Raw genomic sequence first — 23,480 nt, forward strand, 5'->3', positions numbered from 1 at the left:
TGCGTTTTAACACGCTATCCGCTCATACTACACAGGCATTAGCCACAAGCCGGTATCCGCTGCTATCGTTAACGCCTTATAAAATCTTATAAAAAATTAAATCATGATACAACCTCCACAATTAAAAAAAGGAGATAAAATTGCCATTACTTGCCCTGCTAAAAGTTTAAAAGCACCTATGACAGATGCTATAAAATTGCTAGAATCTTGGGGATTAGAAGTGGTTTTGGGGGAGAGTGTAAATTCAGTTTTTCATCAATTTGCGGGTAAAGATGAATTACGGGCTGCCGATATGCAAAAATTCATAGATGATGAAAGCATAAAAGCAATTATTGCTGCCCGAGGTGGTTACGGTTGCATCCGGATTGTTGATGAGATTGATTGGAAACCTTTATTGGTAAACCCAAAATGGATTATTGGCTTTAGTGACATTACCGTTTTTCATTTACAATTGCAAAGTTTGGGTTTACAGAGTTTACACGCACAAATGCCGGTTAATATCAGCGAAAGCAGCAAAGAAGGATTAGAAAGCTTAAGAAAGGTATTGTTTGGCGAGAATTTAGAATATGAGATTGAAGCTAATGATAGAAATAAAATCGGCGAAAGCCAAGCAGAATTAATTGGTGGAAATTTAAGTTTGTTAGTGGCTTGTCTAAATTCGAAAAGTGATATTTCTTACGATGGAAAAATTCTTTTTGTAGAGGAAGTTGGCGAATATGAATATGCTATTGATAGGATGATGCGAACTTTAGATAGAGCTGGAAAACTGAAAAATTTGGCTGGTTTAATTGTCGGTGGTTTCACCGACATTAAAATAAATGATATTCCTTTTGGTTTTTCTGCTTATGAAATTATTGAAGAAATAGTTTCTAAATATCATTATCCGGTTTGTTATCATTTCCCAGCCGGGCATTTACCCGACAACAGAGCCTTAATTTTTGGAGAAAAAGTTAGATTAATAGTTAGCAAAGAAAGTGTTCAAATAAATTTTAAATAATGGCATATTTTTCAAAAGCATACAATTATAAAGATTTAGGACTGTTAATAGGTCGAATTGGTTTGGGAGGCATGATGATTTTTCATGGGTTACCAAAATTAATGGGCGGACCAGAAAAATGGGAAGCTTTAGGAGGTTCAATGCAAAGTTTGGGAATTACGTTTTTGCCTACCTTTTGGGGATTTATGGCTGGCTTTGCCGAGGGTATTGGTGGATTATTAATTGTTTTAGGTTTACTTTTTAGACCTGCAGCCATATTAATCATCTTGACCTTAATTGTTGCAGCTGCTAGTCATTTTGCAGGTGGCGATGGTTGGAAAGGCGCAGCCCATGCAATAGAAACAGGTTTAGCTTTTTTTGTTTTATTTTTTGTGGGTCCTGGGAAATATAGCGTAGATAAAAGATGAATTGATGTGTATTAAAATCTCACTTATAAATTAATTCATGTTATTACTTAATTACTTGCGCTAACGATTGGAACGGCGTCCTTTTTTGCTTTTCTGCAAAAAAGATAAAGTGGTCCGCCAGCTGGCGGATAAAACGCCCATATCGTTTTTATTACCAAAATATAATCGAAATCTCTTTAATACTATCTAAAAAGATAGAATCTAATACAGTACTCACTAATAATAATTAGCAAAACAAAAGATCCATTATTTTAAATTAAAACCTCGGTAATAAAACAGATGTGCTACTTTTGGGGCATGAATATTTTAATCCTTGGTTCTGGTGGCAGAGAAAGTGCATTCGCTTGGAAAATCTCCCAAAGCAATTTATGTAGCAACTTATTTATCGCTCCAGGCAATGCTGGTACTGGTGCTTACGGAAAAAACATTGCGCTAAAAACTACTGATTTTGAAGGAATAAAAGATTTTGTTTTAAAAAATAAAGTCGATTTAGTTTTAGTTGGACCAGAGGAGCCTCTCGTAAAAGGCATCCATGATTTCTTTTTAGCAGATGAAGATTTAAAAAACATTGCAGTTATAGGACCTAAAAAAGATGGGGCACAATTAGAAGGAAGCAAAGATTTTTCTAAAATCTTTATGGAGAAATATAATATTCCAACTGCACATTCTCACACTTTTACCATTGAAACTTTAAGAGAAGGGTTAAATTATCTTAAACATCATCATATGCCAGTGGTTTTAAAAGCTGATGGTTTGGCAGCCGGTAAAGGAGTTTTGATTTGTACCAATTTACAGGAAGCGCAACATGAACTTACTTTGATGTTGGCAGAAGCAAAATTTGGGGCCGCAAGTGAAAAAGTGGTAATTGAAGAATTTTTGACAGGGATTGAGCTTTCTGTTTTTGTAGTTACTGATGGTGAAGATTATGTTATTTTACCTTCTGCAAAAGATTATAAAAGAATTGGTGAAGCCGATACTGGTTTAAATACAGGAGGAATGGGTTCTGTTTCTCCGGTTCCATTTGCTGATGCTTCTTTTATAAAAAAGGTGGAAGAAACAATTGTAATCCCAACTATTAATGGGTTAAAATCAGAGAACATTAATTATAAAGGTTTTATTTTTATCGGTTTGATGAATGATAATGGCGAACCAAAGGTGATAGAATACAATTGTCGCATGGGCGATCCGGAAACAGAAAGTGTTTTGCCAAGGATTGAAAGTGATTTTGTAGAACTTTTAAAGGCTGTAGCAGATGTTAAGATAAAAGATTATCAATTGAAGATTTCTTATAAAACTGCCGCAAGTGTGATGTTGGTTTCGGCTGGTTACCCGGGAGAATATATAAAAGGAAAAACAATTACGGGCTTAGAGAATATTAGGGAGAGTATTGTTTTTCATGCAGGTACAGATATGGATAATGGATTGGTTAAAACCGATGGTGGCAGGGTATTAGCAGTTACAACTTTGCAGGACAATCTTTTTGAGGCATTACAACAGGCTACTGCCGATGCTGGAAGGGTTTATTATGATGGCGCAACTTTTAGAAAAGATATTGGTTTTGATTTATTGTAGATTTTTGAGTAAAAAATCCCTCATACATAGAGAATCAAATATTTAGAAATAAACTTTTATCTTTATTTTTACGTATTAAGTTTAAAATTGAATAATGAATATAGCGGGGAGATACATTTTAGGATTATTAGCAACTTTAATGGTGCTATCATCTTGTCGTAATAATTACGAATGGATTAACATCAATCCAGAAAAAATTCAAAAAGCTAGAAAATACGTACCACAAAGTGAGAAGGTAAATCAGGTTGATATCACTATCGATTTAAAGGAAAAAGATAAAACCGTTTATTATAGCGAGCCAACAGGTTTTTTTGCTGATCAAGAAAAATCATCCTTAGCGAACAGCCCGACTGCTGAAAAAAAAAAAACAAAGTCTACATTAAAAAAAAGAAGCTTTTTAGCATCTAGTAATTCGGTTGTATCAACCTCAAATAAAATAGAAAAAAAACAATCAAATAAACCTTTGATTGTGTCTAAATCTGCTACTGCAACAAAACTGAATGGGGCTTTAAAATTACCTTCAAAACCTTTATCAAAATCTAAAGAAGCCTTAAAATCCGTTAACGGCAATTTAAAACCTATTAGCAAAACAGCTTCTGAAATACGCTCATTGGCATTTAATGATATAAAATCTAAAAATCCTGAAATAGAATCTAAATCAAATCAAAATATAAAAAGAGGTCAAAGTTTATTGTGGGTAGGTTTAGTTTTAGGGATAGCAGGTTTGGCATTAGGCTTCATTTTCGGAAGGTCAGCTTTTATCATTTCAATAGTAGGAGTAGTTTTCGCTGCTATTGGATTTTTTATTCAGCGCTAATATTACTTTCTGATAGACTTAAAATAAAAAACGCCCTTAACATTTAGTTAAAAGCGTTTTATAAAAACTATACTTATAGTTAAACAGCTTCAGGCTTCTTGTCTTTATAATAACCTTTTTCAAGCTTTTCCCTTACTTCACTAAATGCATTGAGTGTTCTTTCTACATCTTCTAGTGTGTGCATTGCAGTTGGGATTAACCTTAACATGATTAACCCTTTTGGGATAACTGGGTAAATTACTATAGAACAGAAAATACCAAAATTTTCTCTTAAATCCATTGTTATTGCTGTGGCCTCACTCAATTCTCCTTTAAAAAAGACTGGTGTAACTACAGAATTGGTATTGCCAATATTAAAACCTTTTTCTTTTAAACCGCTTTGTAAGGCTGTTGCAACTTCCCAAAGTTTTGCTTTAAGCTCTGGTTTAGTTTGTAAAAGTTCTAAACGCTTTTTTAATCCTATAACCATCGGCATCGGTAAAGATTTCGCAAAAGTCTGCGAACGCATATTATACCTTAAATAGTTGGTAATCTCTTCTGTTGATGCGATGAAAGCGCCAATACCAGCCATAGATTTTGCAAAAGTACCAAAGTAAACATCTACTCCTGCTAAACAATCTTGTTCTTCATGCGTACCTGCTCCTGTTTTACCCATGGTGCCAAAACCATGTGCATCATCAATTAACAAGCGAAATTTAAAATCTTTTTTAAAATCAATAATCTCTTTTAGTTTACCTTGAGCACCAGACATTCCGAAAACACCTTCAGTAATTACTAAAATTCCGCCGCCAGATAGTTCAGTTAATTTAGTAGCCCGTTCTAATTGCTTTTTAAGGCTATCCATATCGTTATGAAGATAAACAAAGCGTTTACCCATATGCAGACGTACACCATCAATAATACAAGCGTGAGATTCTGCATCATAAACAATAACATCATTTCTATCAACTAAAGCATCAATGGCAGATAAAATTCCCTGATACCCATAGTTTAAAAGAAAAGCATCTTCAAAACCTGTAAATTCTGCCAATGATTTTTCTAAGGCTTCATGGTGATTAGAATTTCCCGACATCATCCTAGCGCCCATAGGATACGCCATTCCGTAATCTCTAGCTGCTTGCGCATCCGTCTCTCTTACTTCGGGATGGTTTGCCAAACCTAAGTAATTATTTAGACTCCAAACTAAATGTTCTTTGCCCCTAAAAGTCATGTGAGGTGCAATTTCTCCTTCCAATTTAGGAAAAGAAAAATATCCATGAGACCATTTTTGGTGCTGACCTAGAGGGCCCATGTTTTTCGCTATCTTCTCAAAAATATCCAAAATATTATTTTTTTATGTGTGTGAATCTTAATAGAAACGCTGCAAATTTACAGTTTTACAAATGATTATCAAAAATCTTGCTAGTGTTAATAGGGTTAATTTTAGTGATCTTTATCAGTTTCTGGTTAGCTCGCCTCTAATTGAAGTGCCTAATCTCCTTAACAATCTTTCCTTTGGGTAATTTCTTCCTAATAAATACATCAGTTTGGTTACCGCAGCTTCAAAGGTCATGTCATAACCATTGATAACGCCCATTTTTTTAAGCTCACTACTTGTGGCATATCTGCCCATTTCTACAGATCCAACTTTACATTGGGAAATGTCTAAGATTATTTTCCCGTTTTGGATGGCTTTTTTGAGTTTATCTAAAAACCATTTTGCAGTAGTTGTATTTCCCGTACCAAAGCTTTCCATAATAATCGCTTCGGCATCAGAGTCTAAAACAGCATCAACAATTTGCGGACTGATACCCGGATATAGTTTTAAAACGCCAATGTTATTACTCACATTAGTGTGAACTTTAAAAATTGATTTTTCTAATTTTCCGATAACAGCATCATTATATTTGATATGAACCCCTGCTTCTACTAAAACCGGATAGTTTGGAGATCTGAAAGCTTCAAATTTTGCGGAATTATATTTAAAAGTTCGGTTTGCCCTAAAAAGTTTATTCTCAAAATATATACAAACTTCTGGCACTCTTGCCTTGCCATCTTCCAATTTAGCCGAAGCTATCTCTAATGCGGTAATAAAATTTTCTTTCGCATCTGTACGTACCTCAGAAATGGGCAATTGCGAACCTGTAAAAATTACTGGTTTTGCCAAACCTTCTAGCATAAAGCTTAAAGCAGAAGCCGTAAAGGCCATTGTATCCGAACCATGAAGGATCAAAAAACCATCATGATCTTCATAATTATCAGATATTAATTTTGCCAAAAACGCCCATATCTCGGGCGTCATGTCTGATGAATCAATAATTGGATTGAAAGAATGAACCGTTAATTCATAATTCATACGCCTTAATTCTGGCACATTTTCTATAATCTGCTCAAATGTAAACGGCACTAATGCATGAGTTTCTGGATTTGTGATCATGCCTATTGTACCACCGGTATAAATCACAAATATTTTTGTCATACTGATTAAGATTAATGATTAGTACAAATAAACAATTTTAAAATCTAAACCCCGAAAATTTTGAATGAATTAGCTGTAGTAATTTCAGCAACTTCCTCTAAAGAAATATTTTTTATATCAGCAATTTTTTGTGCTATATATATTAAATAAGAACTTTCATTAGGTTTACCTCTGTAAGGTGTGGGTGCTAAATAAGGTGCATCCGTCTCTAAAACTATATGTTTTAAATCTATTTCTTCTACCACCTTATCTAATCCAGCTTTTTTATAGGTTACTACTCCACCTATTCCTAAATTAAAACCTAAATTAATTGCTGTGTTTGCCTGGTTTAAATCACCAGTAAAACAATGAAATATCCCTCTTAATTTATCATCTTTTTGAAAGTTTAAAATCTCAAATACTTCATCAAATGCTTCTCTGCAATGTATTACAATTGGTAAATCTAAATTCTTAGCCCAGTTTATTTGCGTAATAAATGCTTGTTGCTGCTGTTTTAAAAATGTTTTATCCCAATATAAATCAATACCAATCTCGCCTATGGCATAAATTTTACTTTTTTCTATATGTTGATTTATTATAGATAACTCTTCCTCAAAATTTTCTGAGACATCGCATGGGTGCAAACCCAGCATAGGAAAACAATTTTTAGGATAAGCATTTGCCAAATCCATAACCAACGATATCGATTGGCTGCTTACATTTGGTAGAAATAACCGTGTAATCTTATTGCTAAGACACCTTTCCATTTGCTCAGCCCTTTCTTTTTCGTCAGTTATATAATATAAATGTGTGTGAGTATCAGTAAGTATCATGATGCAAATTTAAAATTATAGCCCTATTAGTAGTGTTGAAATTGGTTTTACAATTTTAAACAATTGCTCATATATTTCGCTATATAGGAAACAGGCTAAATAAAAAACCCCTTCTTTTTGGGAAGGGGTTCAAATATCATTATAAATAGTATTAATTAGCTGGCGCAGGCATTACTGGGGCAGTAACAGCATTTGGATTATGGAAAACATTTACCAATTCTAATTCGAAAATTAAAGGAGTAAAGGGACCTATTAAACCACCTGGCATTCCTTGCTCACCATAAGCCATATTAGAAGGAATTAAAACCGTTGCTTTTCCTCCTTTTTTCATTTGTAAAACACCTTGCTCAAATCCTGGGATAATACCACCTCTACCTAATACTACACTTAATGGAGCATAAGGAGCCCTTTGTGGGTTATACATATTATTTTTCTTAGCAACATCTTCTAAACTGGTGTCAAAAACTTTACCCGATAATATTTTACCAGTGTAATTAACCAAAACGCTATCTCCTGTTACTGGTTGCTCGCCTTTACCTTCAATTGTATTTACTATTTGTACTCCAGAAGGTAACTTTGCAGTTTTCAATTTATTATCATCAATATATTTTTGCAGTTTCACAACTTCACCTTTTTTAGCTTTTTCTCCTTCAGCTTTAAAATAGGTCTCAACCTTGGTTTGAAAGGCTTGCATATTAGCAGTATCTTTATGTATAACCTCCTCAACCTTAACAGTATAAATTAAGTATTTACCTTTTATGCCTGCTGGTCTTGGTTGTCCTTTTGCTTCTGCAGAATCTAAATTGATTTTAATTGTTGCACTATCTCCTTTAGTTAACATTTTAAGTGCATAAAAAATATCGCCATCATAAACTGGTTTTGGGAAATAAGCTTCAGAAGGGCGTCCCATTTCATAAGAATTGAAAAGAGAAGAATCTCCCTCAGTTTTAGCAACAATATTTAAACTTATAAAATCGCCTTCTTTAATTGAATCGCTTTTAACATCATTATGGATGCTATACTCTAAACCGGCTGGCCCTTTTTTTAAACCACCATTACATGCAGCAAAGCCTAAAGCTGCTACGGTTAATATTAATAATCCTTTTTTCATTCTTTTATATTGTGTTTTTTAATTGCATTCAATAATCCCCAAAGGGATTTTTTCATTTCTAAATTATCATTGCAAAAGTAACTCTTTATATTCTGGTAAAATAGATTTGAATTTTTGTACCACCTTATCAAAATTTTCACTTGATTGTCCACCAGCAGCATTTCTATGCCCACCGCCTTCAAAATACTTTTTACATATTTCATTTGCAGGGAAAGTACCAACAGATCTTAAAGAAAGTTTAACCCTATCGCTACGCTCAACTATGAAAGCAGCTAATTTAATGCCGTTTATAGATAGCGCATAATTCACAACACCTTCAGTTTCTCCAGTTTGTATATCAAACTTTTTAATATCTGCCTTGCTTACGCTGATAATAGCAGTATTATATTCCCTTAAAACCTCTAGTTTATTACTTAAGCAATAACCTAAAAACTTTAATCTTCCTTCAGTAGCATTATCATAAACTTGTTGATGTATTTTCCAATTTTCTGCACCTGCATCTATTAAACCTGCAACTATACGATGCAAATCTGAAGTTACATTAGGAAAGCGGAACGATCCAGAATCTGTCATGATACCAGTATACAAACAAGTAGCTACGTCTTTATTTATTAATTCGCCATCGTTTAAATAATTAACGATAAAATCATAAATCAACTGAGCAGTAGCACAAGCATTAATGTTCCAGTGTCTAAAATCATCAAAGCCTTCTGGTTCTAGATGATGATCTATCATTATTTTTAATGCCGAAGATTTTTTAACTTCTTCTCCTAATTCGTTTATTCTGGACAGGGCATTAAAATCTAAGCAAAAAATGAGCTCGGCTTCTGCCACTAACTTTTTACTTTCCTCTACTTTATCAGTAAAAATTATAACTTCTGGATTGTTAGGTAGCCATTGCAAAAAATAAGGATAATCGGTTGGAGTAATTACTTTTACATAATGTCCTTTTTGTATTAGATAATTAAATAAGCCTAAAGATGAGCCCATTGCATCGCCATCTGGCTTATGATGCGTGGTAATAACAATCTTACATGGCTGTGCTAATTTTTGTTTTAGCGTATCTAAATCAATCATCAAATTTTATGAAAGGGCGAAGTTAAACAATCTATCTGAAATTAAATGCAATACTTTTTGTTACGATTTTAAAAGCCTACTTTTGCAGCAATTTTTAAAAAACATAGAGATGGCAAATAACAGAACTTTTACGATGATTAAACCAGATGCTGTAGCAAACGGGCACATCGGAGCAATTTTAAACGATATAACAGCAGGCGGTTTTAAAATAGTGGCAATGAAATACTTAAAATTAACTCCAGAAAAGGCAGGCGAATTTTATGCAGTACATAAAGAACGTGGTTTTTACGGAGAGTTGGTTAGTTTCATGTCATCAGGACCAATTGTAGCTGCTATTTTAGAGAAGGATAATGCTGTAGAGGATTTCAGAAAATTAATTGGAGCTACTAATCCTGCAGATGCAGCAGAAGGAACCATCCGTCAGAAATATGCTAAATCAATTGATGCTAATGCAGTCCATGGATCAGATTCTGATGAAAATGCCGAAATAGAAGGAAATTTCTATTTTACAGATGCAGAGAAATTTTAATTTTCAAATCTACAAATAACATGTAGCTTCGGTTTTTAAGCCGGAGCTTTTTTGTTTACCTTAGAAATAAAAATCAATGAAAATCATTTCTAAACCATATATCATATTTTTCTTTGTGGTGCTTTTTATATCCCCAATTATAGGGATGGGATTAATGAAAGAGGAATTCACAGCTACTTTTGCAGCTAGAGCTTTGTTTACTGCAACATTGGCCACAGTTTTATTCTTTATGTTTAGCAGAAGGATGAATACAAAAAAGTAGTTATAGGAAAATAATTTCTTTTACCACTTCTGCTCCAGCCTTTTCGTTAAGATTACCAATAATTTGTTGCCGCATTATAGTAAGTTCGTTTTTTACAACCGAAGATTCTATCCTAACAAATAATTTTTTATCCCTAATAAATATTTCTTTTGTACGGTTTGCAACTGCCTTACCAACAACTTCTTCCCAAGATTTTACTGCAAATGTTTCATCAAACTTACCTTTTAAGTGGTAAACTTTTAGCATTTGTTGCATGGCCTCTTTCAAAGTTTTGTCGTTAGTTCTGCTCATGTTTTATAATGCCTTTGTTTATATGGTATAAATTTAGGCTAACGCCGATGTTCACAAAAATACGCTTAATTCTTTCGGCATTTGTATCAGTGATAAACAATTGGCCGAAATCATCATGAGAAACCATCTCCATTAATTTAGTGATGCGTAAATCATCAAGCTTATCAAAAATATCATCTAACAAAAGCATCGGCTTAAAGCCAACCTTTTGATAAATAAATGAATATTTAGCCAATTTAAGTGCTATTAAAAATGATTTTTGTTGCCCTTGAGAACCAAATTTTTTTAGTGGCATCCCTTCATGAACTTGAAAAATTAACTCATCACGATGAATTCCTTGAGATGTTCTTTGTAATACCCTGTCTTTTTCCAGATTTTTTTTGAGGATACTTTTAAGATCATCATCAAATAATGGCGACTGGTAAATAAGCTCAACAACTTCGGCTTCGCCAGATAAATATTGATAATGCTGATTAAAAACAGGAGTAAAGATTTCCATAAAGGATTTACGTTGCTCAAAAATCTTAGTACCTGATATAATTAATTGATCATCAAATATCTCTAATAAAGTTGGGTCGTAACGGCCGCTATCTGCAATTTGTTTTAAAAGTGCGTTGCGATTTAATAATGTTTTATTGTAAAAAATCAGATCATCTAAATATTGATGATTAGTTAAAGATATTACGGTATCGATAAATTTGCGCCTTTCTTCACTTCCTTCCAATATCAAACTGATATCGTTTGGAGAAATCATGACTAAAGGAAAAAGTCCAATATGTTCTGATAACCGATTGTATTCTTTTTTATTCTTTTTAAATTGTTTTTTATGATTTTTCTTAACGCCGCAAGCAATTAATTCTTCCTTATTGTTTTTTTCAAAAACTCCCTGCAACATAAACAAATCTCTGTCTTGTTTAATTTGTTGACTATCTATGGGGTTAAAATAACTTTTACACATAGATAGATAATGCACTGCATCTAAAAGATTGGTTTTTCCAGCTCCATTATTACCTGTAAAAGCATTAGCACCATCAATAAAACTTAGCTCTGCTTCATCGTAATTTTTAAAATTTACTAAAGAAAGTTTTTTGATATACATGCAGCTAAATTATAAAAATAGGAAGTCTTAACCTTAAAAATATAAAAAAGATGTCTTTTTGAAGTTGATAAACACTAATTAATACGTTTTAAACTACCTTTAAAAGCGGTTATTCTACTATATTACAATAATTTATATAAATGGGTTGTTGTTTTTGCTGAAAACACTATTTTTGCAATCTTTAATAGAACCCTAAAATGTCAAAAACAGAAATCGAACAACCGTTACAACTTTCAAACTCAATGAGTAGAACTAGCTTTTTTATTCAGGAGAATAGAAAAAGTCTTTTGGTTATTGGCGGAACAGTGATTGGATTAATATTATTATTTTTTGCTTATCAAACATTTTATTTAGCACCAAGGGAAACCGAAGCTATAAACCAAATGTTTAAGGCACAACAATATTGGGAGCAAAAAGATTGGGATAAAGCCATAAAAGGCGATGGAAATTTCCCTGGTTTTGAAAAAATCATATCAGAATATGATAATACAAAATCTGCTAATCTTGCCTATTACTATTTAGGTATTGCCTATTTAAATAAAGGCGAATACCAAAAAGCGGCAGAAAACTTAACAAATTATAGTGGTTCTGACCCTATCTTAGCTCCTGAAGCTTTAGGCGCTGCTGGTGATGCTTATGTAGAATTAAAAAATTATGATGACGCTATAACTTTCTATAAAAAAGCTGCATCTAAAGGAGATAATCTATTTGCCGCTCCAATCTATCTTAAAAAATTAGGTTTGGTTTATGAAGAACAAAAAGACTTTAAATCTGCAGTAGATACATATACAAAAATTAAAAACGATTATCCGGAAAGCTCAACAGCAACTAATATTGATATGTATATTGCAAGGGCAGAAGGTAAATTATAATAATGTTTAAATGAATGATCTTAAAGGTTAGCTTAAAAAGGCTAGCCTTTTTTATTTTTGAGCTATGGCATCACACCTAAAAAATTTATCAGATTTTTCTCATACTACTGTTCCATCCGGGAAAAATTATCGTTTTGGTATTGTTGTAGCATCATGGAATGCAGAAGTAACAGGTGCATTATATAAAGGTGCTTACGAATCTTTATTAAAATATAACGTAGCTGAAAGAGATATTATATCTATAGAAGTTGCTGGAAGTTTTGAATTAATAGCAGCTGCAGATCAGCTGCTTGATAATAGAGATTTAGATGCTGTTATCTGTTTAGGTTGTGTAATACAAGGAGAAACAAGACATTTTGATTTTATTTGTAATGCAGTTGCAAACGGTTTAGCAAATGTAGGCCTAAAGCATACAAAACCCGTGATATTTGGTGTGTTAACTACTGATAATCAACAGCAAGCAATGGATAGGGCTGGTGGTAAACATGGAAATAAAGGAACGGAAGCAGGTATCACAGCCATTAAAATGGCAGCTCTAAAATTAGAGTTTAAATAATTTAACAGCTATATTAAAATTCTTTATCTTTATAAGATATTGTAAATGAAACTTTAACGTTACATTAGCGTATTAACTCTAGCACATATAAAACTTAATGCCAACAAAATGAAAAAAGTAGTTTACATTGTACTCGCCTTAATGATAACAGGAGCTGTTTTGCAGTCATGTTCATCCAAACTTTGCCCAGCTTACAATTCATACCCAGAAGCTAGAGGAAGAAGATAAAACAATTTATTGTCTTTGCTGTTTTAATAAAAACAAATTTTTATGAGAAAAACAACGTTACTATTTGCATTTTTCTTTGCAATAGTATTTTCGTTAAGTGCGCAAAACCTCCCCAATAAAGATGTAGTGTTAGAAAAGGTATGGAAGGCTGTTGGAGGTAAATCTGCTTTTGAAAAAAGCAGGTATCTAGAATTTACATTTGCTCCAATTAGGCAAGGTAATCAATCAGCTGGCCGTCATCACATTTGGGATAGATATACTGGAGATTACCGTTTTGAATCTACTGCAGATAATGGAACAAAAACTGTAGTTCTTTTTAACGTAAACAATAAAAAGGGAAAAGCTTATGAAAATGGGAATTTACTTCCCGATAGCACTTCAAATAAAATAATAAACAGGGCTTATGCCGCTTACATTAATGACAGTTATTGGTTAATGTCGCCATTAAAACTGCAAGACGAAGGCGTAAATACTCAATTAGAAGATAACCAAGAAATTAACAACCAAACTTGTAATGTCATTCATTTAAACTTTGATAAAGTTGGTTTAACACCAGGCGATCAGTATTGGATGTACGTTAATGAGAAAACCGGTGAAATTATTCAGTGGAAATTTCTTTTACAAAACCAAAAAAACTCCTCTATATTTGAGTGGGAACCTTATCAGGATTTGGGCAATGGCTTAAAACTTTCCGTAAAAAAAACAAATAAAGAAAGTAGTACATCTATTTACTTTCCTGTTGCTAAAGTATTGCAAAAGGTAGATAATAACATATTTACAAAACCATGAGTTGGATTAAATTAGAGGATAATAAACAGTTGCAAGAAATAAAATCGAACAGTGGATATAGCGTGATATTTAAACACAGCACTCGTTGTTCCATTAGCATGATGGCAAAAAAAAGAGTAGATATGGATTTGGATGATTTACCTGAAACCGTAAAGCCTTATTTTTTGGATTTAATCAGCCATCGTGATATATCAAAAGAAATAGCTGACTTGTTTCAAGTTCATCATGAGTCGCCGCAACTACTTTTAATTAAAGACGGCGAATGTATATTGGATCAATCTCATGGAAATATATCAATTGACGAAACTCTAGAATTTATTAAATAATAACTCCAGAATTTCAATTTAAAACCTATACTTAACTAATCTCGTTATTATTTTCAAATAATAAACCTACCTATTTAAAGCATTTGCATGTATATTATCCTATTTTTTATTGCCCATTGGTTTCTTTCTTTATTTGTACAAACTTTCTTTTTACATCGTTATGCATCGCATAAAATGTTTAATTTAAATCCATTTTGGTATAGATTCTTTTACATTCTTACCTATGTTGGGCAAGGTGCATCTTATTTAAAACCAAAGGCTTATGCCATTATGCACCGTATGCACCATGCTTTTTCTGATACGGAAAAAGATCCTCACTCACCTCATTTTTTTGAGGATGTTTTTCAGATGATGTGGAATACCAGGGGCCAGTACCAAATTTTCGAGAAAGACTTAGAACAGCCAGAACCACAATTTAGAGGAGAGTATCCAGAATGGAAGTTTATAGATAATATAGGCACTTCTACTTATTCTAGAATTGGTTTTGCAATTTTATATGTGGTTTTTTATGCTTTTTTTGCGACACAATGGTGGATGTGGTTATTGCTTCCTTTTCATTTTGCGATGGGGCCTTTACATGGAGCTGTTGTAAACTGGTGTGGCCATAAGTACGGTTATTCAAATTTCGATAATCAAGATAAATCAAAAAACACAACTCCATTTGATTTTTTGATGTTGGGAGAATTGTTTCAAAACAATCATCACAAATTCCCAAATAGCCCAAATTTTGGCAAAAAATGGTTCGAAATTGATCCTGTTTATCCTATCATGAAAGTGATGCATTGGTGTAGGATAATTAGGTTTAGAAAAGTTTAATCTGGGCGCTTTACAGGCTTTTCTCTATATCTTTTTTATCCCAGATTCACTGGGCCATTTCAAATAAAAAAGGATGCCGTTCCAATCCTTAGCGCAAAAAAAAAATTACTATGAAAATGATGACCAATTTGGTTTCTAGTTCAAAAACATTGATAAGATAAAATTATCAAATTGTTATTAATTCATTTTAATATTGTAATTGATAAAAAATTTATGCTCTTTTGCTTTACAATACAGGTCTAAAGCCCTGATAGTTAAATAAAATGACACAAACTCATCTACATACTGCCAAATGCCCTGTTTCCCAAAAGGAAATTGCATTTACTATGTTTATTTGTTTACCTGCTTCTAGTGCAATCTCATTACGACGAAGACCGCAATATATTCCCAGATTTTAAGCCAAACTGCGAATATTAAATTTCCTTAAACCATTAAATAAGTGGTTACCAATCAATTTTTTATTTTAAAAATGTGGATGTCATTTCCACTCAAAATAAATGCACATTAACGATTTTAATATTATAGTTGCAGGTTCGCAACATATCGGTTTTGCCGAAACCATTTGCGAAGAAATGGCAAATTCTGCAAAAGCTCGTGGTACTGGTATTGCCAAACGCTCGCCAGAATATATTTCTAACAAAATGTTAGAAGGGAAAGCTGTAATCGCAATTCATAGAGATGGTACTTGGGCAGGATTTTGTTATATCGAAACCTGGAGCCATGGCGATTTTGTTGCAAATTCAGGTTTAATAGTAAATCCAATTTATAGAAAAGCGGGTTTAGCAAAGGCTATAAAAACTAAAGTATTTGCGCTTTCCCGTCAGAAATATCCAAAGTCTAAAATCTTTGGTTTAACAACTGGTTTGGCAGTAATGAAGATCAACTCTGATTTAGGTTATGAACCAGTAACTTATTCTGAGTTGACTCAAGATGAAAACTTTTGGCAAGGCTGCAAAAGCTGTGTGAATTATGATATTTTGATGAGTAAAGGTCGACAAAATTGTATGTGTACTGCTATGCTTTATGATCCAGAAGAAAAGAAATCTTTAGAGGAAGAAAGATTAAAAAATATCACACATAAAGCCTCTTTATTAGAGCGAATAGAACAGAAATTAAAAAGCTTCACCAAAATTGTTGCTATAAGTTTAACAAGTTAATTAGTATTAAGTCTCAATACGCTGTACTCAAATCTCGATACTCAAAAAAATGAAAAAGAAAGTTGTTTTAGCATTTAGTGGAGGTTTAGATACCTCATTTTGTTGCATATACTTAACTAAAGATTTGGATTTAGAAGTCCATTCTGTAATTGTAAATACAGGTGGTTTTTCTAAAGAAGAGTTAAAGCAGATTGAAGAAAAGGCATATAGTTTAGGAGTGACTTCTCATCATGCTGTAGATGCAGTAAAAGGCTATTATGATTCTTGCCTTAAATATTTGGTTTTTGGCAATGTCTTAAAAAATAATACTTATCCACTTTCCGTCAGTGCTGAACGCGTTACCCAAGCGACTGCAATCGCCAATTATGCTAAGGAAATAGATGCAGATTTTGTTGCTCACGGTAGCACCGGAGCAGGAAACGACCAAGTTCGTTTTGATATGATTTTTAATATCCTGATTCCTAAAGTAGGAATTATTACACCTATAAGGGATTTAAAATTAAGCAGAGAAGCAGAGATTGAATATTTGCACAAACATGGTATAGAAATAAATGCAGAAAAAGCTAAATATTCTATTAATAAAGGCATTTGGGGAACATCTGTTGGTGGTAAGGAGACCTTATCTTCTAAAGGAATGTTACCCGAAGAAGCTTGGCCAACACAAATGACCAAATCAGAACCTGAAAATTTAGAACTTGAATTTATAAAGGGAGAATTGGTTGGGGTGAATGCAAAAAAATTCAATCATCCATCAGAAGCAATTCAGGCTTTACAAGAAATTGCTGCTCCTTTTGGAGTTGGGAGAGATATTCACGTTGGCGATACAATTATTGGAATTAAAGGTAGAGTAGGATTTGAAGCAGCAGCACCGATGGTAATTATTAAAGCACATCATGCTTTAGAAAAACATACGCTTACCAAATGGCAGTTGAGTTGGAAAGACCAATTATCTATGTTCTACGGAAACTGGATGCATGAAGGTCAGTTTCACGACCCAATTATGAGAGACATTGAAGCTTTTTTACAAAACACTCAAAAAACGGTAAATGGAAAAGTGTTTGTTCAATTGTTACCTTATCGTTTTTTAATTATCGGAATAGAATCTGAAAACGATTTGATGAGCAGCAAATTTGGTAGCTATGGAGAAATGAACGAAGGTTATACCGGTGATGATGTTAAAGGTTTTTCTAAAATTTTTGGCAATCAGGTAAGTATTTGGCATAAAGTGAATGAAGGGATAAATGATGATTAAGGTTGGAATTATAGGCGGTGCTGGTTATACAGGTGGCGAGTTATTAAGGATATTAATTAATCATCCAAACGTAGAAATTGCTTTTACACATAGTAACAGTAATGCCGGAAATTTAATTTCTGATGTTCATACGGATTTATTAGGCGATACCGATTTAAAATTCACCAATCAACTTTCGCAAGAAATTGATGTGCTTTTTCTTTGCGTTGGTCATGGCGATGCTAGAAAGTTTTTAGAAGCCAATCCAATTAGTGCTAATATCAAAATCATTGACCTTTCTCAGGATTTCCGTTTGAAAGCAAAAAGCTTAAAGCCAAAAGCAGAAAGCCAAATTGACAAGCAGCCTTCTGCCTTAAGCCTTAATCCTTCGGCCTTTATTTACGGTTTGCCCGAACTTAATAAAGAGGCTATAAAAAATGCTCATAATATTGCAAATCCAGGTTGTTTTGCGACTTGCTTGCAATTGGGTTTATTGCCTTTGGCAAAAGCAGGTTTATTAAAATCAGAAGTACATATTTCTGCAACAACAGGTTCTACCGGTGCCGGTCAAAAACCCGGAGCAACATCGCATTTCAGTTGGAGAAACAATAACTTATCAGTTTATAAGGCTTTTGAACATCAGCATTTGAATGAAATCGGCGAAAGCCTTTTGCAGTTGCAAGCTAATTTTGATAAAGACATCAATTTCATTCCTTATCGTGGTGCTTTCCCCCGTGGAATCATGGCTTCAGCATATATAGAGTGTGATTTAAGCTTAGAAGAAGCAGAAAAAATCTATACAGATTTTTATACAGATGCTCCGTTTACTCATATCAGCAAAGCAAACATTGATTTAAAGCAAGTGGTAAACACCAATAAATGCTTAATTCATTTAGAGAAACACGGCAATAAGCTGATGATTATATCCATCATCGATAATTTATTAAAAGGCGCATCAGGGCAAGCTGTTCAAAATATGAATTTGATGTTTGGATTAGAAGAGACGGCGGGTTTGAGGTTGAAAGCGATTGGGTTTTAGGTTGTAAGTAATAAGTTTTAGGTTATGCAAAATTATAAAGATTTAAGAGTTTGGAGTAAATCACATGAACTAACACTTAAAATTTATAAGGTAACAAAAGACTTTCCAAAAGATGAACTTTATTCTTTAACAAATCAAATCAGAAGGGCTTCATCATCTATTCCAGCAAATATAGCCGAAGGTTGTGGTAAAAACACATCTAATGATTTTGCCAAATATTTAAACATATCATTAGGCTCAGCAAATGAAACTGAATACTTTATTCTACTTTCAAAAGATTTAGGTTATTTATCAATCGAGGATTATGAAATTTCAAATAAACTTGTGAACGAGGTTAAGGCGATGTTAATTCTATTAATTCAAAAAGTTAGGACAAGTCAAACTTAAAACTTACTACCTAAAACTTACAACTCAAAAAAACATGAAGTTATTCGACGTATATCCAATCAACAATATCAACATCGTAAAAGGCAAAGGTAGCTTGGTCTGGGATGATAAAGGGCAGGAATATCTGGATTTATACGGCGGTCATGCTGTAATTTCAATCGGTCACACGCATCCACATTATGTAAAGCGATTAGAAGATCAATTGCATAAAATTGGTTTTTATTCCAATTCAATTGAGATTCCTTTACAAACAGAACTAGCTGAAAAATTAGGAAAGGTTTCTGGAAAAGAAGATTATCAACTTTTCTTATGCAATTCAGGTGCTGAAGCAAATGAAAACGCTTTGAAATTGGCTTCTTTTGCAAATGGCAGAAAGAAAATAATCGCTTTTAGCAAGTCCTTTCATGGAAGAACTTCTCTGGCGGTTTCAGTGACTGACAATCCAAATATTGTTGCACCAGTCAATCAAAATTCTAATGTAATATTTCTTCCTTTTAATGATGTTAGCGCCTTAAAAAGTGTTTTTGAAGATGAAGGAGAAGAGATTTGTGCAGTAATTATTGAGGGTATCCAGGGGGTTGGAGGAATAAGAGTGGCAAGTGATGAGTTTTTGCAAGCCATCCGTTCCCTTTGTGATGATAATGGAGCTTATTTCATTGCAGATTCTATCCAGTGTGGTTACGGCAGAAGTGGAAAATTCTATTCACATGATTTTGCTGGTGTGAACGCTGATATTTATCCAATGGCAAAAGGTATTGGAAACGGGTTTCCTATGGGAGCAATCAGCATCAGCCCAAAGCTAAAACCTTGGCATGGTATGTTAGGAACCACTTTCGGCGGCAATCATTTAGCTTGCGCTGCAGGCTTAGCGGTTTTAGAAGTGATGGAAGAAGAAAATTTTATGGAGAATGCAGCTAAAGTGGGTGACTATCTGATTTCCGAATTGAAAAAATTTGATAAAGTGAGAGAAGTAAGAGGGAGAGGCTTAATGATAGGCATTGAACTGCCAGAAGAATTAAGCCACATAAAAAAGGATTTACTTTTTAAAGAACACATATTTACTGGCGAAGCTAAACCAAATGTCATTCGTTTATTGCCTGCTTTAAATTTATCTATGACGCATGCTGATAGGTTTTTAGAGAGTTTTGCTAAACTATTATAAAGGGCATTTAATTATATTTGTGTATGACAGTTAAATATTTAATCGACGAGAAAGGTAACAAAACTGCGGTTCAGTTGAGCTTAGAAGATTATAATGCGCTTTTAGAAAGCGCAAATATTTTACCGCAACACGTAATAGATGGGATTAAAAAAGGTCAAGAGGAAGGTAAATTAGGCTTAACTAAATCTACTGATGAAGTGATGAAGAAATACGAATCATGAAATTAGAAGTTCGGTGGACACCAAATGCAGAACAAACTTTTGATGTTATATATCAATTTGTTCTAGAACAATGGGGATTTGAAATTGCAGAGAACTTAAAGTTGAAAATCCTAAAAACACTAGACCAAATTTCAGAACAACCTTTTTTATTTCAGGAATCTTCTTTAAAGGATGTGAGAAAAGCTGTAATATCAAAATATACCTCGTTATTTTACGAAGTTTTAGAAAATCATATCCTTCTAGTTTTCTTTTGGGATAATAGACAACAACCTATCTTTTAAATCAATCATCATGAAACTTTTTTCCTCAGTCAACGATGTCTCTAATATTCATCAAATCGTTTCAGAAGCCATTTCACAAAAGCAAAATCCTTTTGCTGATGAGCAATTAGGCAAACATAAAACCTTAGGATTGATATTTTTAAATCCAAGTTTGCGTACCCGCTTAAGCACACAAAAAGCTGCTTTAAATTTAGGGATGCAGGTAATGGTGATGAATCTGGATAAAGAAGGCTGGGCATTAGAAACTCAGGATGGAGTGATCATGAACGGAACAACAGTAGAGCATATCAGAGAAGCTGCTGGTGTGATGGGTGAATATTGTGATGTGATTGGTTTTAGATCTTTTCCTGGCTTAGTAAACCGTGAAGAAGATTATTCAGAAGAGATTTTTAATAAGTTTGTGAAATTTTGTGGCGTTCCTGTACTTAGTTTAGAATCCGCAATCCGCCATCCTTTACAAAGTTTGGCAGATTTAGTTACGATTGAGGAGTTAAAGAAAACAGAGAAGCCTAAAGTGGTTTTAACTTGGGCGCCTCATGTAAAGCCTTTGCCTCAAGCAGTGGCAAATTCTTTTGCCGAGTGGATGAATAAAGCAGATTACGATTTCGTAATTACTCACCCAGAAGGTTATGATTTGGCTCCTGAATTTGTGGGTAATGCTTTTGTAACCAATAATCAGGATGAAGCTTTGGCCGGTGCCGATTTTGTTTATGTAAAAAATTGGTCGAGCTATAACGATTACGGTAAAATTTTAACTGATGGTGAAGGCTGGATGATGACAAATGAGAAGTTGAAATTGACGAATAATGCCGGGGTAATGCATTGCTTACCTGTAAGAAGAGGATTAGAATTGTCTCATGAAATTTTAGACGGACCAAATTCACTCGTTTTAAATCAGGCAAATAATAGAGTTTGGGCAGCACAAGCTGTTTTGAAAAGTATATTGGAGAGCCTCACCTAAATCCTCTCCAAAGGAGAGGACTTGCCTATATTGTAGGAATGTAAAATGTGATAATGAAAGATTTAAAATCTCAATTAAAAATAGCCACATCTAACTCCCTCTCCTTCGGAGAGGGCCGGGGTGAGGGCTTATACGTCATAAAAATTGGAGGAAATGTCATTGACGATTCCGAAAAACTACATCATTTTTTAAAGGCTTTCGCTGATTTAAAAGGAAATAAAATTTTGGTTCACGGCGGTGGAAAAATGGCTACGAAGTTAGCAGCAGAAATGCACATTGAAGCCAAAATGGTGGAGGGACGCAGAATTACGGATATTGAAACTTTAAGAATTGTAACCATGGTTTATGCGGGTTTAATCAGCAAAAACCTAATAGCTCAATTGCAAATGCATGGCTGTAATGCTTTAGGTTTAAGTGGTGCTGATGGCAATTTGATTAAAGCTACCAAACGCCCAATCCAAAAAATCAAATCTAAAACAGATGATACTTTCCTGGAGGTGGATTTTGGTTTTGTAGGTGATTTGGATGATAACTCAATAGAGATAAAAAACTTATCCAAGTTACTAGAGAGCGGTTTTATTCCTGTTTTTTCTGCCATTACGCATGATGGCAAAAGCCAGTTGTTAAATACTAATGCCGATACCATAGCCTCAGCTTTAGCAGTTTCAATGTCTAAAAATTATGAAACTTCATTGGTTTACTGTTTCGAGAAAAAAGGGGTTTTGGTAGATATAGATGATGAAAGTTCTGTGATTAGAGAAATTAATCCAATAAATTATAAAGATTTAAAAGCCAAAGGAATTGTTGCCGACGGAATGTTGCCTAAATTGCATAATGCATTTGAGGCTTTAAATAAAGGAGTAAAAGAAGTTTTTATTGGCAAAGCCGATGACTTGAATGAATTAGTAAGTAGGGGCTTTTTGGGTACTAAATTGACGAAATAGCAAGTTGCGTTAACGATGGCAGCGGATACCGTCCGCCAGCTGGCGGATTAAGGCTTGTGTAGTATGAGCGAACAGCGTGTTAAAACGCCCGAATAAAAATAATTTTACACCTCGGTCTGTGTCCTCACAGACCGAAAACTAAATGGATATAACATAGATGGTCAGTGAGGACAAAGACCATGGAATAAATTTTAAAAAGTTTGAAAGGCCTAATCACCTAACAAACCCACCACCTAACAAAAAAACAATGAAAAAAATAACCATCATAGGCAGCGGAAATATTGGTTTATCACTAGCAAAAGGTTTGGTAAAAAGCGGCTTATATCCTGCACAATCAATTACTCTAACCAGAAGATCATTAACTGGATTAGCTGAATATGCAACTCAAGGTTTTCAAATTTCAAGTGATAATGCGGTTGCTGTAAAAGATGCCGAAATTATAGTTCTTGCGGTTTTGCCTCAACAGGTAAACAAGGTTTTGGATGAAATTAAAGCTTCCATTAATCCGCAAGAACAACTGTTTACTTCGGTGGTTTCTGGGGTAACGTGTAAAAACATCAGAGAGAAATTGTTTGATGATTTACAAGTGGTTAGGGTAATGCCCAATACTTCCATTGCCATTCAGCAATCTATGACTTGTATTGCAACTGATAATGCGTCGGTAGAAAGCCTAAAAATAGTAAAGGATATTTTTGACACAGTTGGGATGACTATTCAAATTCAAGAAGATTTAATGACTTCGGCAACTGCTTTATGCGCTTGTGGAATTGCTTTCTTTTTACGCTCTATCAGGGCGGCTTCTCAAGGCGGTGTAGAAGTTGGTTTCCATGCGAAAGATGCTTTAATGATGGCTGCACAAACCGCTAAAGGTGCTGCAGATTTATTATTACAATTGGCTTCTCACCCAGAGCATGAGATTGACAAAGTGACCTCGCCAAAAGGCTGTACAATTGCTGGATTAAATGAAATGGAGCATAATGGTTTTAGTTCGGCAATGATTAAAGGGATTAAAACTTCGGCGAAAATTGCTGGAGAGTTATATACAAAAGAATAAAGATAAAAGAGCAAAGAAAAAGGA

The 23,480-nt window shown here is 33.9% G+C and carries 28 protein-coding genes; 21 read left to right on the top strand and 7 right to left on the bottom strand.

The features are described 5' to 3' along the window. Positions 1-103: 103 nt before the first annotated feature. The 4 genes from A5893_RS14650 (at position 104) to A5893_RS14665 (ending at position 3,793) form a co-directional block, all read left to right on the top strand. Entirely contained in the window at positions 104-997 is an 894-nt protein-coding gene (locus tag A5893_RS14650; RefSeq protein WP_068823328.1) for a S66 peptidase family protein, read from the top strand. Then, positions 997-1,404: a DoxX family protein gene (locus A5893_RS14655; RefSeq protein ID WP_068823329.1), complete on the top strand. Its 408-nt coding sequence runs from the start codon at positions 997-999 to the stop codon at positions 1,402-1,404. The genes A5893_RS14650 and A5893_RS14655 overlap by 1 nt, the downstream gene beginning before the upstream one ends. A 297-nt stretch (positions 1,405-1,701) precedes the next feature. After that, a complete protein-coding gene (purD, locus tag A5893_RS14660) occupies positions 1,702-2,976 on the top strand; it encodes a phosphoribosylamine--glycine ligase (protein WP_068823330.1) in 1,275 nt (424 codons plus the stop codon). A 94-nt stretch (positions 2,977-3,070) separates the two neighbouring features. Continuing rightward, positions 3,071-3,793, top strand: coding sequence for a hypothetical protein (locus A5893_RS14665; RefSeq protein WP_068823331.1), 723 nt, complete (start codon positions 3,071-3,073; stop codon positions 3,791-3,793). 79 nt (positions 3,794-3,872) lie between these two features. Here A5893_RS14665 and A5893_RS14670 read toward each other — a convergent pair whose 3' ends face one another. From A5893_RS14670 to A5893_RS14690, 5 genes are all read right to left on the bottom strand, one after another. Continuing rightward, on the bottom strand, positions 3,873-5,114 hold the full coding sequence (locus A5893_RS14670) for an aminotransferase class I/II-fold pyridoxal phosphate-dependent enzyme (protein ID WP_068823332.1): 1,242 nt from the start codon (positions 5,112-5,114) through the stop codon (positions 3,873-3,875). A 114-nt stretch (positions 5,115-5,228) separates the two neighbouring features. Further along, on the bottom strand, positions 5,229-6,251 hold the full coding sequence (locus A5893_RS14675; protein WP_068823333.1) for an asparaginase: 1,023 nt from the start codon (positions 6,249-6,251) through the stop codon (positions 5,229-5,231). A gap of 44 nt (positions 6,252-6,295) precedes the next feature. Beyond that, a complete protein-coding gene (locus A5893_RS14680; protein WP_068823334.1) occupies positions 6,296-7,063 on the bottom strand; it encodes a TatD family hydrolase in 768 nt (255 codons plus the stop codon). Positions 7,064-7,214: 151 nt separating this feature from the next. Further along, entirely contained in the window at positions 7,215-8,174 is a 960-nt protein-coding gene (locus A5893_RS14685; RefSeq protein WP_068823335.1) for an FKBP-type peptidyl-prolyl cis-trans isomerase, read from the bottom strand. A gap of 66 nt (positions 8,175-8,240) precedes the next feature. Next, complete coding sequence (locus A5893_RS14690; RefSeq protein ID WP_068823336.1) at positions 8,241-9,251, bottom strand: DHH family phosphoesterase; 1,011 nt, start codon at positions 9,249-9,251, stop codon at positions 8,241-8,243. A 109-nt stretch (positions 9,252-9,360) separates the two neighbouring features. Here A5893_RS14690 and A5893_RS14695 point away from each other — a divergent pair, with 109 nt between their 5' ends. Next, the gene (locus A5893_RS14695; protein ID WP_068823337.1) at positions 9,361-9,780 is read left to right on the top strand and encodes a nucleoside-diphosphate kinase; all 420 of its coding nucleotides are present in this window, start codon (positions 9,361-9,363) and stop codon (positions 9,778-9,780) included. A gap of 76 nt (positions 9,781-9,856) precedes the next feature. Then, entirely contained in the window at positions 9,857-10,042 is a 186-nt protein-coding gene (locus A5893_RS14700; RefSeq protein ID WP_068823338.1) for a hypothetical protein, read from the top strand. On the opposite strand, the gene A5893_RS14705 is transcribed toward A5893_RS14700, so the two are convergent. Next, the gene (locus A5893_RS14705) at positions 10,043-10,333 is read right to left on the bottom strand and encodes a DUF721 domain-containing protein (protein WP_068823339.1); all 291 of its coding nucleotides are present in this window, start codon (positions 10,331-10,333) and stop codon (positions 10,043-10,045) included. Further along, positions 10,320-11,432, bottom strand: coding sequence for a DNA replication/repair protein RecF (recF, locus tag A5893_RS14710; RefSeq protein WP_068823340.1), 1,113 nt, complete (start codon positions 11,430-11,432; stop codon positions 10,320-10,322). The genes A5893_RS14705 and recF overlap by 14 nt, the downstream gene beginning before the upstream one ends. Before the next feature lie 197 nt (positions 11,433-11,629). Between recF and A5893_RS14715 the strand changes: the two genes are divergently transcribed. From A5893_RS14715 to proC, 15 genes are all read left to right on the top strand, one after another. Next, complete coding sequence (locus A5893_RS14715) at positions 11,630-12,304, top strand: tetratricopeptide repeat protein (protein ID WP_068823341.1); 675 nt, start codon at positions 11,630-11,632, stop codon at positions 12,302-12,304. A gap of 64 nt (positions 12,305-12,368) precedes the next feature. Continuing rightward, on the top strand, positions 12,369-12,860 hold the full coding sequence (ribH, locus tag A5893_RS14720) for a 6,7-dimethyl-8-ribityllumazine synthase (RefSeq protein WP_068823342.1): 492 nt from the start codon (positions 12,369-12,371) through the stop codon (positions 12,858-12,860). Between the two features lie 270 nt (positions 12,861-13,130). Then, positions 13,131-13,877 carry a DUF6503 family protein gene (locus A5893_RS14725; protein ID WP_068823343.1) on the top strand — a complete coding sequence of 249 codons (747 nt, stop codon included), beginning with the start codon at positions 13,131-13,133 and terminating at the stop codon, positions 13,875-13,877. Further along, a complete protein-coding gene (gene ytxJ / locus A5893_RS14730) occupies positions 13,874-14,203 on the top strand; it encodes a bacillithiol system redox-active protein YtxJ (RefSeq protein ID WP_068823344.1) in 330 nt (109 codons plus the stop codon). The genes A5893_RS14725 and ytxJ overlap by 4 nt, the downstream gene beginning before the upstream one ends. Before the next feature lie 87 nt (positions 14,204-14,290). Then, positions 14,291-15,019, top strand: a complete 729-nt coding sequence (locus A5893_RS14735; RefSeq protein ID WP_068823345.1) for an acyl-CoA desaturase — start codon at positions 14,291-14,293, stop codon at positions 15,017-15,019. Positions 15,020-15,516: 497 nt separating this feature from the next. Then, entirely contained in the window at positions 15,517-16,176 is a 660-nt protein-coding gene (locus A5893_RS14740; protein WP_068823346.1) for an N-acetyltransferase, read from the top strand. A 49-nt stretch (positions 16,177-16,225) separates the two neighbouring features. Next, a complete protein-coding gene (gene argG / locus A5893_RS14745; protein ID WP_068823347.1) occupies positions 16,226-17,428 on the top strand; it encodes an argininosuccinate synthase in 1,203 nt (400 codons plus the stop codon). Further along, complete coding sequence (gene argC / locus A5893_RS14750; RefSeq protein WP_068823348.1) at positions 17,418-18,446, top strand: N-acetyl-gamma-glutamyl-phosphate reductase; 1,029 nt, start codon at positions 17,418-17,420, stop codon at positions 18,444-18,446. The genes argG and argC overlap by 11 nt, the downstream gene beginning before the upstream one ends. Positions 18,447-18,470: 24 nt before the next feature. Continuing rightward, positions 18,471-18,833 carry a four helix bundle protein gene (locus tag A5893_RS17925; protein WP_068823349.1) on the top strand — a complete coding sequence of 121 codons (363 nt, stop codon included), beginning with the start codon at positions 18,471-18,473 and terminating at the stop codon, positions 18,831-18,833. Between the two features lie 34 nt (positions 18,834-18,867). After that, a complete protein-coding gene (locus A5893_RS14760) occupies positions 18,868-19,995 on the top strand; it encodes an aspartate aminotransferase family protein (protein ID WP_068823350.1) in 1,128 nt (375 codons plus the stop codon). Between the two features lie 23 nt (positions 19,996-20,018). Beyond that, a complete protein-coding gene (locus tag A5893_RS14765; RefSeq protein ID WP_068823351.1) occupies positions 20,019-20,216 on the top strand; it encodes a hypothetical protein in 198 nt (65 codons plus the stop codon). Then, the gene (locus A5893_RS14770) at positions 20,213-20,497 is read left to right on the top strand and encodes a type II toxin-antitoxin system RelE/ParE family toxin (RefSeq protein WP_068823352.1); all 285 of its coding nucleotides are present in this window, start codon (positions 20,213-20,215) and stop codon (positions 20,495-20,497) included. The genes A5893_RS14765 and A5893_RS14770 overlap by 4 nt, the downstream gene beginning before the upstream one ends. A 10-nt stretch (positions 20,498-20,507) precedes the next feature. Continuing rightward, a complete protein-coding gene (locus A5893_RS14775) occupies positions 20,508-21,458 on the top strand; it encodes a Rossmann-fold NAD(P)-binding domain-containing protein (RefSeq protein ID WP_068823353.1) in 951 nt (316 codons plus the stop codon). A 53-nt stretch (positions 21,459-21,511) separates the two neighbouring features. After that, positions 21,512-22,402, top strand: coding sequence for an acetylglutamate kinase (argB, locus tag A5893_RS14780; protein WP_082911457.1), 891 nt, complete (start codon positions 21,512-21,514; stop codon positions 22,400-22,402). Positions 22,403-22,649: 247 nt separating this feature from the next. Further along, positions 22,650-23,456, top strand: coding sequence for a pyrroline-5-carboxylate reductase (gene proC / locus A5893_RS14785; protein WP_068823450.1), 807 nt, complete (start codon positions 22,650-22,652; stop codon positions 23,454-23,456). Positions 23,457-23,480: the final 24 nt, after the last annotated feature.

The sequence above is a fragment of the Pedobacter psychrophilus genome, assembly GCF_001652725.1.
Classification (GTDB): Bacteria; Bacteroidota; Bacteroidia; order Sphingobacteriales; family Sphingobacteriaceae; genus Pseudopedobacter; species Pseudopedobacter psychrophilus.

Bases quoted from the DNA above. Each gene is read 5' to 3' on its own strand.
- A5893_RS14675 (WP_068823333.1), bottom strand. From the start codon at position 6,251: ATGACAAAAATATTTGTGATTTATACCGGTGGTACAATAGGCATGATC.
- argG (WP_068823347.1), top strand. From the start codon at position 16,226: ATGAAAAAGAAAGTTGTTTTAGCATTTAGTGGAGGTTTAGATACCTCA.
- purD (WP_068823330.1), top strand. From the start codon at position 1,702: ATGAATATTTTAATCCTTGGTTCTGGTGGCAGAGAAAGTGCATTCGCT.
- A5893_RS14705 (WP_068823339.1), bottom strand. From the start codon at position 10,333: ATGAGCAGAACTAACGACAAAACTTTGAAAGAGGCCATGCAACAAATG.
- A5893_RS14665 (WP_068823331.1), top strand. From the start codon at position 3,071: ATGAATATAGCGGGGAGATACATTTTAGGATTATTAGCAACTTTAATG.
- A5893_RS14725 (WP_068823343.1), top strand. From the start codon at position 13,131: ATGAGAAAAACAACGTTACTATTTGCATTTTTCTTTGCAATAGTATTT.
- argC (WP_068823348.1), top strand. From the start codon at position 17,418: ATGATGATTAAGGTTGGAATTATAGGCGGTGCTGGTTATACAGGTGGC.
- A5893_RS14700 (WP_068823338.1), top strand. From the start codon at position 9,857: ATGAAAATCATTTCTAAACCATATATCATATTTTTCTTTGTGGTGCTT.
- A5893_RS14770 (WP_068823352.1), top strand. From the start codon at position 20,213: ATGAAATTAGAAGTTCGGTGGACACCAAATGCAGAACAAACTTTTGAT.
- A5893_RS14655 (WP_068823329.1), top strand. From the start codon at position 997: ATGGCATATTTTTCAAAAGCATACAATTATAAAGATTTAGGACTGTTA.
- A5893_RS17925 (WP_068823349.1), top strand. From the start codon at position 18,471: ATGCAAAATTATAAAGATTTAAGAGTTTGGAGTAAATCACATGAACTA.
- recF (WP_068823340.1), bottom strand. From the start codon at position 11,432: ATGTATATCAAAAAACTTTCTTTAGTAAATTTTAAAAATTACGATGAA.
- A5893_RS14695 (WP_068823337.1), top strand. From the start codon at position 9,361: ATGGCAAATAACAGAACTTTTACGATGATTAAACCAGATGCTGTAGCA.
- A5893_RS14715 (WP_068823341.1), top strand. From the start codon at position 11,630: ATGTCAAAAACAGAAATCGAACAACCGTTACAACTTTCAAACTCAATG.
- A5893_RS14685 (WP_068823335.1), bottom strand. From the start codon at position 8,174: ATGAAAAAAGGATTATTAATATTAACCGTAGCAGCTTTAGGCTTTGCT.
- A5893_RS14765 (WP_068823351.1), top strand. From the start codon at position 20,019: ATGACAGTTAAATATTTAATCGACGAGAAAGGTAACAAAACTGCGGTT.
- A5893_RS14650 (WP_068823328.1), top strand. From the start codon at position 104: ATGATACAACCTCCACAATTAAAAAAAGGAGATAAAATTGCCATTACT.
- A5893_RS14775 (WP_068823353.1), top strand. From the start codon at position 20,508: ATGAAACTTTTTTCCTCAGTCAACGATGTCTCTAATATTCATCAAATC.
- ribH (WP_068823342.1), top strand. From the start codon at position 12,369: ATGGCATCACACCTAAAAAATTTATCAGATTTTTCTCATACTACTGTT.
- A5893_RS14680 (WP_068823334.1), bottom strand. From the start codon at position 7,063: ATGATACTTACTGATACTCACACACATTTATATTATATAACTGACGAA.
- ytxJ (WP_068823344.1), top strand. From the start codon at position 13,874: ATGAGTTGGATTAAATTAGAGGATAATAAACAGTTGCAAGAAATAAAA.
- A5893_RS14760 (WP_068823350.1), top strand. From the start codon at position 18,868: ATGAAGTTATTCGACGTATATCCAATCAACAATATCAACATCGTAAAA.
- A5893_RS14735 (WP_068823345.1), top strand. From the start codon at position 14,291: ATGTATATTATCCTATTTTTTATTGCCCATTGGTTTCTTTCTTTATTT.
- A5893_RS14740 (WP_068823346.1), top strand. From the start codon at position 15,517: ATGCACATTAACGATTTTAATATTATAGTTGCAGGTTCGCAACATATC.
- argB (WP_082911457.1), top strand. From the start codon at position 21,512: ATGAAAGATTTAAAATCTCAATTAAAAATAGCCACATCTAACTCCCTC.
- A5893_RS14690 (WP_068823336.1), bottom strand. From the start codon at position 9,251: ATGATTGATTTAGATACGCTAAAACAAAAATTAGCACAGCCATGTAAG.
- proC (WP_068823450.1), top strand. From the start codon at position 22,650: ATGAAAAAAATAACCATCATAGGCAGCGGAAATATTGGTTTATCACTA.